At 44.6% G+C, this 11,846-nt stretch carries 8 protein-coding genes and 1 riboswitch; of the genes, 5 read left to right on the top strand and 3 right to left on the bottom strand.

The annotated features are described in order from the left end of the window. Window positions 1-17 precede the first annotated feature (17 nt). A complete protein-coding gene (locus V6669_RS17535; RefSeq protein WP_338587215.1) occupies window positions 18-1,244 on the bottom strand; it encodes a glucose-1-phosphate adenylyltransferase in 1,227 nt (408 codons plus the stop codon). Window positions 1,245-1,437: 193 nt separating this feature from the next. On the opposite strand from V6669_RS17535, the gene glgB reads away from it, so the two are divergent. Both glgB and glgA read left to right on the top strand, forming a co-directional pair. Beyond that, window positions 1,438-3,444 carry a 1,4-alpha-glucan branching protein GlgB gene (glgB, locus tag V6669_RS17530; RefSeq protein WP_338587213.1) on the top strand — a complete coding sequence of 669 codons (2,007 nt, stop codon included), beginning with the start codon at window positions 1,438-1,440 and terminating at the stop codon, window positions 3,442-3,444. Beyond that, window positions 3,441-4,883, top strand: coding sequence for a glycogen synthase GlgA (glgA, locus tag V6669_RS17525; protein WP_338587212.1), 1,443 nt, complete (start codon window positions 3,441-3,443; stop codon window positions 4,881-4,883). Before glgB ends, glgA begins: the two co-directional genes overlap by 4 nt. 139 nt (window positions 4,884-5,022) lie before the next feature. On the opposite strand, the gene V6669_RS17520 is transcribed toward glgA, so the two are convergent. Together V6669_RS17520 and V6669_RS17515 are read right to left on the bottom strand one after the other, a co-directional pair. Beyond that, window positions 5,023-6,789, bottom strand: coding sequence for an alpha-glycosidase (locus tag V6669_RS17520; protein WP_338587211.1), 1,767 nt, complete (start codon window positions 6,787-6,789; stop codon window positions 5,023-5,025). A gap of 418 nt (window positions 6,790-7,207) precedes the next feature. Beyond that, window positions 7,208-8,383: a M20 family metallopeptidase gene (locus tag V6669_RS17515; protein WP_338587210.1), complete on the bottom strand. Its 1,176-nt coding sequence runs from the start codon at window positions 8,381-8,383 to the stop codon at window positions 7,208-7,210. Between the two features lie 185 nt (window positions 8,384-8,568). Between V6669_RS17515 and V6669_RS17510 the strand changes: the two genes are divergently transcribed. The 3 genes from V6669_RS17510 (at window position 8,569) to V6669_RS17500 (ending at window position 11,831) form a co-directional block, all read left to right on the top strand. After that, window positions 8,569-10,032 carry an ABC transporter substrate-binding protein/permease gene (locus V6669_RS17510; protein ID WP_338587208.1) on the top strand — a complete coding sequence of 488 codons (1,464 nt, stop codon included), beginning with the start codon at window positions 8,569-8,571 and terminating at the stop codon, window positions 10,030-10,032. Further along, window positions 10,019-10,741, top strand: coding sequence for an amino acid ABC transporter ATP-binding protein (locus tag V6669_RS17505; protein WP_017688094.1), 723 nt, complete (start codon window positions 10,019-10,021; stop codon window positions 10,739-10,741). Before V6669_RS17510 ends, V6669_RS17505 begins: the two co-directional genes overlap by 14 nt. 216 nt (window positions 10,742-10,957) lie before the next feature. Beyond that, a riboswitch (cyclic di-AMP (ydaO/yuaA leader) is annotated at window positions 10,958-11,154 on the top strand. A gap of 2 nt (window positions 11,155-11,156) precedes the next feature. Next, on the top strand, window positions 11,157-11,831 hold the full coding sequence (locus tag V6669_RS17500) for a 3D domain-containing protein (RefSeq protein WP_338587206.1): 675 nt from the start codon (window positions 11,157-11,159) through the stop codon (window positions 11,829-11,831). The last annotated feature ends 15 nt before the right edge of the window (window positions 11,832-11,846 follow it).

The following is an 11,846-nucleotide window of genomic DNA, read 5'->3' as shown; positions in this document are numbered from 1 at the left end:
ATATTATGTTTACTTCATTATGAAGAAAGTTCACCAGCGCGCAAGCGCCCACTTTTCTCATATACTTCTTTCAACATACGAACAGGTTGCGTACGGACAGCCGGTTTGGCAGAGACGATCTCGTTAGGTCCAACGACCACAATTTCATCCGCCGTACCTTTAACGATTGCACCGTCCTTGATTATTGCACCTTCACCGATGATGGCGCGTTCGATGTGAACCCCACGGCCTATGCGTGCGTTAGGCATAACGACACTGTCTTTAACTTCAGAGCCTTTACCCACTTCTGCGCCGCAGAAGATAACGGAACGTTCTGAACGACCTTCGATTGCACAAGAGTCGTGAATCATGGAAGTAACATGTTCGATCTTTGTATTTCGTGCTTTGTAAGCACTTGGCTTGGAGCGCCAGCCGCGAGTAAACATCGGCCAGTTTTCTTTTTGCAGACTCCAGTCTTCCTCGTTATAGAGCAGATCCATATGTGCATCCCACAGACTTTTAACTGTACCTACATCTTTCCAATACCCATTAAAGTTATAGACAAAGAGGGGATTGTTTTCGTTCAACATCTGTGGAATAACATCTTTACCGAAGTCATGGCTGGACTCAGGATTAGCAGCATCTTCCAAGAGATGGCGCTTCAGATACTCCCATTTGAACATGTAAATGCCCATTGAAGCCAGATTACTTTTTGGTTCAGCCGGTTTCTCGGCAAACTCCGTTACACGCAGATCAGCATCGGCAGCCATAATCCCAAAGCGATGTGCTTCGTCCCATGGAACTTCCATAACTGAAATCGTTGCTGCTGCGTTATTAGCCTGATGAGCCTCCAACATATCACGATAATTCATATGATAAATATGGTCACCCGACAAAATTAGAACATTTTCGGGGTTTTGTTGATCAATATAGTCGATATTTTTATAAATAGCATCCGCCGTTCCCAAGTATTCGTCATTTCCTGTATGATAAGATGGAAGTAAGGAAATTCCTGCCTCACTTGAGTTGCCATGTCCCCATGGTTCTCCTCCACCGATATGATCGTGTAACGATTCCGCTTGGTACTGCGTCAATACTCCTACAGTATCGATCCCTGAGTTTACGCAGTTACTGAGAGGAAAATCGATGATCCGGTAGTGCCCGCCAAACGGTACAGCGGGTTTTGCGATACTCGAGGTTAAAGGGGCTAATCGCTTCCCTTCTCCTCCCGCCAACAGCATAGCGATGCAATCTTTATTAAACATAATCGTTTCCCTCCCAAAATATTGTGCATTGTAGTACATCATTAACGCAAAGTAGAGCAAATGAAACTATTGTTACTGTAAAAATTCAGAAAAAAGACAACATTTTCTAAACCACCGCATTTTTCTTTTCAACTTGGCTAGAATGGGGTAATGGTAACTGTTATATCTATTTTCTTGAGAAGAAGGTGATCTCTTGGCCATTCAACCGTTAGCACACCCGGACTTATTGCCGGAGCATATTTATTTATTTCATGAAGGTAACCTTCATCACAGTTATCGAATGTTGGGCGCGCAACCTGAGACTTGCGATGGCCGTCAGGGGTATCGCTTTACCGTATGGGCACCAAATGCCGCAGAAGTAGGACTGGCTCTGGACCGCAATGAATGGAAAGGCGAAAAGGAACCTTTATATAAGATACCCGAATCAGGATTTTGGAGTCGTTTTTTTCCGGAAATCAGTGAAGGAACTTTATACAAGTTCCGTATACTAACGGAAGATGGTACAGAATTGCTCAAAGCGGACCCATATGCGTTTCAAGCGGAGGTTCGACCTCAGACAGCTTCTGTCACCAGTTCAATCGAAGGGTATAAATGGAATGATGGAGCCTGGAGACGCAAACAACGTGCCATGTATAACAAACCTCTACATATTTACGAAATGCACATGGGAACCTGGAAGCGCAAAGAAGATGGAAGCCTCTATAGTTATCGCGAGATAGCTGATTTGCTCGTTCCTTACTTATTAGAAATGAAATATACACATGTTGAGATGATGCCCCTCAGTGAGCATCCCTATGACCTTTCGTGGGGATACCAAAACACAGGCTTTTATGCGCCAACCAGTCGTTATGGGCATCCAAAAGATCTGATGTACCTGGTGGATACACTACATCAGGCTGGAATTGGCGTATTGCTGGATTGGGTTCCTGCACATTTTGCCAAAGACGCTCATGGGTTGCGTATGTTTGATGGTACGCCTTTGTATGAGTATGCAGATCCGATGTTAGCAGAGAAGCCGGGCTGGGGTACACTCAGCTTTGATTACTCGAAACCTGAGATTCGTTCATTTCTGATCTCCAATGCGTTATATTGGATGGAGATGTATCATTTTGACGGACTCCGTGTTGATGCGGTTACGAGTATGCTTCGGCTTGACTTTGAAAAGCAGCCAGGACAATATCGTACCAATGATGAAGGTGGTCTTGAGAACAAGGAAGCTGTAGCCTTTTTGCAGCAGCTGAATGAGACGGTGTTCAAGTATTTCCCTTATGCATTGATGATGGCTGAAGAATCCAGTGCATGGCCAATGGTGACTTTACCTGTAGATGAAGGTGGTCTGGGTTTCAATTACAAATGGAACATGGGCTGGATGAACGATACGCTTGATTACATGGAATCTGATTTTCATGAGCGTCCTTCCAAACATCATTTGCTGACTTTCCCGGTCGTATACTCCTTTGCTGAAAATTATGTGCTACCTCTGTCACATGACGAGGTTGTTCATGGCAAAAAGTCGCTCCTCGACAAGATGCCAGGAACCTATGAGCAGAAATTTGCCGGCATGCGTGCTTTTCTGGGCTATTTTATGACTTTCCCAGGGAAAAAGCTGTTGTTTATGGGTGGAGACTTTGGCCAGTTCATCGAATGGAAAGATGAGGATCAACTGGATTGGTTCTTGCTGGATTATGACAGTCACCGCAATTTGCATAAGTTTGAGCGTGAGCTGTCTAACCTTTACTTGAGTGAAAAAGCTTTGTGGGAGCTTGATCATTCCTTGGACGGTTATGAATGGATCACTCCGGATGATCAGGACCAGAGTGTCATTTCATACGTACGCAAAGGAAAAAAACCTGCGGATACACTCCTTGTGCTCATTAACTTTCAGCCGGTCAAGCGGGAGCGTTACCGGATTGGTGTCATGCGTCCCGGTATGTATACCGAAGTACTGAACAGTGACCATTCCGTTTACGGCGGTTCAGGCATTACTAATGATATGCAACTGCCTACCGAAAAGATTCCTTTTCATGGGCATCCACATAGTCTCGAATTGGTATTGCCTCCGCTGAGCATTGTGATTCTAAAAAAGAACACGCGTCGGAAAACGGATGAATCACCTGCGAGTATCACTTCCGTTAGTTCAAAAACGAAGAATAAAAATGAAAGCAACACGCTCAAACCGAAGAGGAGGACAAAGGCATGAATATTCTATTTGCTGCTGCTGAAGTACATCCATTTATCAAAACAGGAGGCCTTGCTGACGTAATCGGTGCTCTCCCGTTTGCATTGAAGAAGAGCGGGGCAGATGTGCGGGTGATTATGCCTAAGTACAAGGGGATTCCCGATGAGTATAAAGACGCGTTACAGCCTGTAATTACAACGGATGTGCCTCTTGGCTGGCGCAGACCCTATTGTGGGATTGAAATGCTGGTTCATGATGGAATTCCAGTGTATTTTGTGGATAATGAGTATTATTTTGGGCGTGATGGGGTGTATGGGTATATGGATGATGGCGAGCGTTTCGCCTTCTTCAACCGTGCGGTTCTCGAAGTGTTGCCACAGATTGAGTTCAAACCTGACGTGCTGCACAGTCATGACTGGCATGCAGGAATGATTCCTTTGGTGCTTGAAGCCCATTACAGACACGATTCATTCTACAGTGATATTCGTACGGTATTCACCATACATAACTTGTTGTACCAAGGGGTATTCCCGCATGAGTTATTCAGTGAAATCCTTGAGCTGGACGATCGATATTTCACCGTGGATGGAGCCGAATATTATGGTAATGTAAATTTCTTGAAAGCAGGAATTGTGTATGCTGACCATGTGACAACCGTAAGCCCAACATACGCACAGGAAGTGCAAACGTCTTATTATGGATACGGCCTGGACGGACTGCTCAGTTCACTTGGAGATCGTTTCAGCGGGATTGTGAACGGAATTGATACCAAGAGTTACAACCCGGCAACGGACACCAAAATTCCAGTGAAATACAGAACAAGTCTGTCCAAGAAAACGGAGAACAAAATTGAGCTGCAAAAGGAACTTGGACTTCCTGTTCGTCCTGATGTACCACTCATGGTGATGGTGACAAGACTCGTCGACTCTAAGGGGCTTGATCTGGTCTGCCGTATCCTTGATGAATTGCTGTACTATGATGACATTCAATTCGCGGTACTGGGAACAGGAGAGCCTATGTATGAACACTGGTTCCGTGAAGCCGCTAATCGTTATCCGCTCAAAATGTCTGCCCAGATCACGTTTAACGATGGATTATCCCGCCGTTTCTATGCAGGCAGTGATATCTTCCTGATGCCATCGAGGTTCGAACCTTGTGGTATTAGTCAGCTGCTAGCTCTGCGATACGGTAGTGTGCCTCTCGTAAGGGAAACAGGCGGTCTGAACGATACTGTGCAGGCATACAATGAGTTTACTGGAGAAGGGAATGGTTTCTCATTCACAAGCTTTAATGCACATGACATGATGAATACCATTCGGCGTGCTGAGGAGATCTACAAACAGCCAGAACACTGGAAGAAAATTGTGAAAAATGCAATGGGCGGAGAATACAGCTGGAACGTCTCAGCTGAAGAATATATGGACATTTATCGCCGGATCACACTTGAGCCTGTGAACTGATGCACTCCTGAATAAGTCGCAGCAAATTATGCTGTGGCTTTTTTTAATCAAATAAACAAAACACTTCCAAAGTTCAGAATGAAGTATCATCTGAGACGGTGGAAGTGTTTTTCTTTTATATGACTGCTGAATTTAAACCTCAGTAGTGTTGGATGGTTGTCTGATCAATCTGTCTGTACAAAATGCGGTACCCATAGGGGTCAAGCTTAATATTCATCATTCCATCGGTTGGAAACACAGGCTCTTCAGTTAATGCATCCTTCCAGTCTTTTGTTTCCATGGGATGAGAAAGCGTACGTTCTTGAGGTGTATTGTTCATCCATACGGTAAAGTGGAGGTTGTCATCTACACGTTCGTACACGATACAAGGATCATTAGGATCAGCCTTGAGAAAACGGAAGCGTCCTTTGCGCAGCGCTTCATTGCTTTTGCGTAAATCGATCATCAGACGATAAAAATCATACAATTCTCTGTCTTGCTTGCCCGGGTCCCATTCCATACATTTTCGACAATCCGGGTCAGCATCACCACTAATCCCAACTTCGTCGCCGTAGAAGATACAAGGTGTACCGATATAGGTGAAAAGAAATACAACCGACAACTTTAATCGGCGTTTGTCTTCCCCTAACCGGGTGAGCAGGCGAGGGGTATCATGGCTGCACAGCATATTAAAGATGACCTCATTCGTTTGTTGTGGGTATCGCATAATCAATGAACCCATCTCGTTGGCAAAATGATAACCATCCATTGAACCGCAAAAGAACTGAAGCACTTTGTCAGCAAATGGATAATTCATGACCGAATCGAATTGATCTCCCATAAGCCAGGTCAAGGAGTCGCTCCATACTTCACCAACAATATAGGCTTCAGGATTCGCCGCTTTCACAACCTTGCGAAAATCACGCCAGAAATGGTTGTCCACTTCATTTGCTACATCCAGCCGCCAGCCGTCCAGCTTGATTTCCTTGATCCAGTACTCTGCTACATCAAGTAGATATGCCTTAACCTCAGGGTTGGCTGTATTAAACTTGGGCATGTTGCCATAGAAACCAAATGTATCGTAGGTAGGTATGCCGTCCTTGATCTGAACCGGGTATTCATTGATGTGGAACCAACCGGCATACTTTGAGTTTTTTCCATTATGGAGCACGTCTTGAAAAGGAGGGAAGTCTTCACTGCAATGGTTAAACACAGCATCCAGCATTACTCGGATACCCAGGCGATGACATTCTTCTGTCAATTGTTTGAGCAGGGCATTATCACCGAAATGGGGGTCGACTTTTTTATAGTCAATCGTGTCGTATTTGTGGTAGGAATTGGCCTGGAATAACGGGGTAAAGTAAATGGCGTTCACGCCAAGTTCAGTTAGGTCATACAGATGATCCAGCACACCTTGCAGATCTCCACCAAAATAATTGTCTAACTCAGGTTTGCCACCCCAATCATGGGTTTCTTGTGGATTGAGCTTGGGATCTCCATTAGCAAACCGTTCCGTCATGATCTGATAAAAGACGGCTTCTTTGGCCCACTCGGGCACCTTAAACACATCGATTTCGTGTATATATGAGAACTCATAATATCCTCCGGTGGGATAGGGGGTCTCATAATGAATTCCATTATCCGCTAGGAAAACATCTTCTGAACCGGCAGTTATCCGAAATATATAGGTGAGACGTTTGAATTGTGGCTTGACGGCAGCCTCCCAATAATCAAACATGTTATCAGAAGCAGCCTTCTCCAATTGAATTTCCTTGTACGTTCCGTTCCAATCGTACTTATCTCCGGTCAGTGCGGTCACGTATTGCACATCATTACGTTTGGTTCGTACGCGCAGATGTATGGTAGAAGAATTATAGGCATAAGCCCACTTGTCACGAGGAACATGATACATGGCTTCGATAAGCATGACAGCACCTCCTGAATATAGGATAAGTTATAAAGGTTGTTCAAAAGCCCGCTTTTGATTACAAGTGATGCCTATCGGCATCATTGGCATCGAATATGGAATTCAGCCGAAATGTCCGTTGCTCACGTAGTTTTGCCTACGCTCCGCTACTCCATTTCTAGCTTCATCCCATCTTCTCGGTACTGAAAACCGGTCTTTAGAACACGTACTTATAGTTATATTTAACCAAGTTAGCCAGCAAAGAATCACATTTACTGTAATAAAATGTATTATTTTCATCGTTTTCAAAGGTTTCTTTCACAGCATTTCCAGCTTTGTGCTGATTATACTTACTGCTAATTTAGAAAAAGGGTGCCCTGAACAGCTTGGAATTCAAGATTGTTCAGGGCACCCCTATATAACATGTTGAAAGTGAATTTTAGCGAATAGCTTGCTCGAACTCCGTGCGGATGGTTTGAAGCAGCTCTGGCTGGCTCAGTACGTCATAGGCTGTTGAAGCAAGTGCCTTTGCTCCCAGAATCATGCCATCCAGCGCGCGCTCCTGTAATGCAAGGTCACGGAAGGCTATGGAGTGCAGGGTATGCACCTCGTCTACAACACGAATGTAGGGATGGATTGCAGGGCATTTCAGGGAAACGTTACCGATGTCCATAGAGCCGTGATCATTACCACTCACAATCTCTTCTTGCGGGATACCAAGTTCCATCAGATTTTGACTAAACGCAGCTGAGAATGTTTCATTGGTAACCATCTCATCATAGGACGTTTCATAGTTGGATGTCACGAGCTTGCAACCTGTCTGCAAAGCAGAGCCTTCAGCGATCTGAATCACACGTTCTGTGAGGATATTCAATTCTTTGCGAGTTGCTGCACGTACATAAAATTGCGCAGAAGCATAGTCAGGAATGATATTTGCTGCCTGACCTCCGTTGTTGATCACACCATGAATCCGAACGGTGCTTTTCACTTGTTGCCGGAATGCGTTGATTCCGTTAAACGTTTGAATGACGGCATCAAGAGCATTAATACCTTCGTGCGGACTTGCAGCAGCATGTGAAGATCGGCCATGGAATTCAAATTGCACAGCATCAATAGCCAGTGAGCTGCCGGACTTTTCGTAGGCATAATACGGATGCGCCATGAGAGCGACATCACAGTCATCGAACAAACCTGCTTCCGCCATCGGTACTTTGGCACCACGTGTCTCTTCAGCAGGGGTACCAAACACTTTAATGGTTCCACCTACTTCATCCAGAATGGATTTCAGCCCAACAGCAGCTCCAAGACTCATCATACAGATCAGATGGTGACCACAAGCGTGACCGATCTCCGGCAAGGCGTCATATTCACACAATAAAGCAATGGTAGGGCCGGGTTTGGCGGCTGAATAGGTTCCGATAAAGGCTGTCTCCAGTCCAAGGATTGGAGCCTCTACAGTGAAACCGTGGTAGACCAGTTCTTCTTTTAGACGAGCAGAAGCAAGGAACTCTTCATTTCCCAGTTCGGGATTGGCACCGATATATGATGAAATGGCTTTAAAACGGGAAGCATATTGATCAATAACCGTCAGTATCTGTGATTTGTTAGATGTCATTAGTAAACTCCTTATGCAAAAATGAAAATAATTCATTGATTATATCATGTTTGCTTTATTTTTTCAGAAACAAGTCAAGATTTGTAATGTCAAAATGCATTGCATAATCATGCATTGTACTTTATAATGACTCAGTCATCAACATGAGAGAAGCATACAAAGTATTGTAAGGGGAGAGAACAAGGTTGAAATTAATAAGTCGTTACACCATGATGCTGTTGACCTTTGTTGTTCTACTGACGACTGCCGTTCCTGTGGCACTTGCAAGTGGAACTACAGATAATTCAAGCAGTAAAAAACTGGTGCTCGGTACAAGTGCCGATTTTGCACCATACGAATTCCATAAAGTGATTAATGGCAAAGATGAAATCGTCGGCTTCGATATTGAGATCGCCAAAGAGATTGCCAAAGATCTTGGCGCTGAGCTTGTGATTGAGGATATGGGCTTCGACGGTCTTCTGCCTTCATTGCAGAGCGGGCGTGTTGATCTGGTGATTTCAGGTATGACGCCGACGGATGAGCGGAAGAAAAGTATCGATTTTTCCGACACCTATTATAAATCAAAACAAGTGATTATGGTTCGCAATGTGGATAAAGACAAATATCCAACCATGGCAGAACTTGAAAATGCGAAGATTGGCGTTCAGAAAGGCTCCATTCAGGAAACGATCGGACAGAGTATTCCAGGAGCGAAGCTTACTGCGCTGGATAAAATCTCGGATATTGTGCTTCAACTGCAAACAAAACGCATTGACGCGGCAATCGTTGAAGATACCGTTGCTGCAGGTTATCTGGACGATATCATTGGACTTGCTGCTGCTGTTCCGGACGAAGAGCAAGCAGAAGCGGCAATCGGGATTCGTAAAGGTAATACCGAGCTGCTAGCTGCAGTAAATGGAACACTGGAGCGACTGAAAAGTGAAGATAAAATCAATCAGATGGTGACGGACGCCAGCCTCTTGATGGCGGATAAAGCGAACAAATCACAAAATATTTTCCAAGTATTCTGGGAGTACAAAAGTTTCTATGCTACAGGTGTAGGATACACACTTCTGTTGTCTGCACTTGGGGTTATCTTCGGGGTAATTATTGGATTGATCATCTGTTTGTTCCGTTTGCATGACGCCGCAATCTTGCGCTGGATTGGTACAGCTTACGTTGAAGTGATTCGTGGCACACCGATGCTGGTACAATTAATGATTATTTACTATGGTTTTTCTCTGAGCTTTGGCATTAACTTTACTGCACTTCAGGCAGGTATCATTACACTTTCAATCAATAGTGGTGCCTATCTGGCGGAGATTTTCCGTGCAGGTATCCAAGGTGTGGATCGTGGTCAGTTGGAGGCAGCTCGTTCCTTAGGTATGGGAAGAGGCGATGCGATGCGTTATATCATATTGCCACAGGCCTTCAAAGCTGTATTACCTGCGATCGGTAATGAATTCATTACCATCATCAAGGAATCCTCCATTATCTCGGTTATCGGTATGGTGGACATTATGTATCAGGCAAGTGTGGTCAAAAACATTACGTATCAAGGCTTGAGTCCATTTTTGATTGCAGCAGCCATCTACTTTGTATTAACGTTCATTTTGTCCAAGCTGCTGGGACGACTGGAAAGGAAGTTGAGTGCAAGTGATAGACGTTAGACAATTACACAAATCTTATGGTAATAACGATGTGCTTAAGGGCATTAACGTGACAATTGGCAAAGGTGAGGTTGTCGTGGTCATCGGTCCTTCCGGTTCAGGTAAAAGTACTTTCTTGCGTTGTCTGAATCTGCTGGAACAGCCTACCTCAGGAGAGATTGATTTTGAAGGTGTGTCAATTACGGACCCCAAGCACAACATTAATGCAACTCGTGAGAAAATGGGCATGGTGTTCCAGCATTTCAACCTGTTCCCACACAAAACGGTACAGCAAAACATCACGATTGCTCCGATTAAAGTGAAGAAACAATCCACTCAGGAAGCGGAGAAAATTGCCGCTGATCTGCTTAACACCGTGGGCTTGTACGATAAAAAAGATACATTCCCGAATCAGCTGTCCGGTGGACAGAAGCAGCGGATCGCCATTGCTAGAGCATTGGCCATGCAGCCGCATGTGATGCTGTTTGACGAGCCTACTTCGGCACTGGACCCCGAGATGGTTGGCGAAGTGCTGGATGTCATGAAACGTCTTGCAGAAGGCGGGATGACGATGGTCATCGTAACACATGAGATGGGTTTTGCACGTGAAGTGGGAGACCGAATCCTGTTCATGGATGGCGGGGTTATTGTGGAAGAGGGAACACCTGATGAGGTATTTGGAGCTCCAAAAAATTCACGTACACGTGATTTTCTTGCCAAAGTACTCTAAATGAAGTGTCAAATAGCGTTACTGACTTCGAGTCGGTAACGCTATTTTTTTGTGCGTATTAATCACTTATAGATTTGAAAAGTAACTTTTCTGTTACCAAATGTAAAGGAATCGGGTCGTCCAACATTTCTAAAGTATCCTGTATTCTTACATATGCTTACATGTTAAAACCATTTGGTAAGAATTACTACAAGTTCAGGTTACAAAATTGTGATATATTGAACTCTGCCGAAACTTCCGGACAGGAAGTGCGGGGGATGTAACGATGCAGATTGTGCAGGGGGAAGATCTACAGCACACTGCTTGGGGTGAATTAGGGGTACATAACGTTTCAAATGTAATGAAGAACCTATAGGGTGGGCTCCTCATCCGAATCCGACAACTAACTTCGCAGGCACAATGAGGGAGGAAGACCATGATTAACAAGAAACGTATAGCCAAAACAGCAGTAGCATTATTGACAACAGCAATGCTCATTCAAGCCGTTCCGGCTCACGCCGATTCAGTTCATGTGGCCAAAGAAGGGGATACCTTCTACACCTTATCAAAACAATATGGAGTAGCAATCAACACGTTGGTTAAAGCGAACAACGACATTTCGCCTTACAACATTTATGGTGGTTTGAAAATTACGATTCCCGGTAAGGCAAACAATGTAGCAGCAGCTGCGGCAACGGAGAGCAAGACCCAAGCGAAGACTGTTACTACAGCAAGCTTGGACGTTAACACAGATAACAAAGTTGTTCAGGCTTGGGGTAAAACATTCGATTACAGCAAAGCTGTGAACGTAAAAGCAACGGCATACTCTGCAGATCCGTCTGAAAATGGAGGATGGGGTGCTGTGGATTACTTCGGCAATGATCTTGAACTGGGTACGATCGCAGTTGATCCAAGTGTGATTCCACTCGGAACCAAAGTACTGGTAACCGGTCACAGCCATCCGGGATTGCCAAAACAGGCTTTTGTAGCTACAGCTCGTGATGTGGGCGGTGCAATCAAGGGTCACCGGATTGATATCTTTATCCCGGGTAGCAAACAGTCTGTAAGCACATTTGGTTTTCAGGATATCGAGCTGTACATTCTGAAGTAGAGAGATCATAACATT

Origin of the sequence: Paenibacillus sp. Y5S-9 (genome assembly GCF_036894235.1) — a bacterium.
Lineage (GTDB): Bacteria > Bacillota > Bacilli > Paenibacillales > Paenibacillaceae > Paenibacillus.
The sequence above is the reverse complement of the archived record's forward strand: the minus strand, read 5'-3'. Positions and strand labels throughout refer to the sequence as shown.

Excerpts from the sequence above, each read along its gene's own strand:
- V6669_RS17535 (WP_338587215.1), bottom strand. The coding sequence starts at position 1,244 with ATGTTTAATAAAGATTGCATCGCTATGCTGTTGGCGGGAGGAGAAGGG.
- glgA (WP_338587212.1), top strand. The coding sequence starts at position 3,441 with ATGAATATTCTATTTGCTGCTGCTGAAGTACATCCATTTATCAAAACA.
- V6669_RS17520 (WP_338587211.1), bottom strand. The coding sequence starts at position 6,789 with ATGCTTATCGAAGCCATGTATCATGTTCCTCGTGACAAGTGGGCTTAT.
- V6669_RS17515 (WP_338587210.1), bottom strand. The coding sequence starts at position 8,383 with ATGACATCTAACAAATCACAGATACTGACGGTTATTGATCAATATGCT.
- V6669_RS17500 (WP_338587206.1), top strand. The coding sequence starts at position 11,157 with ATGATTAACAAGAAACGTATAGCCAAAACAGCAGTAGCATTATTGACA.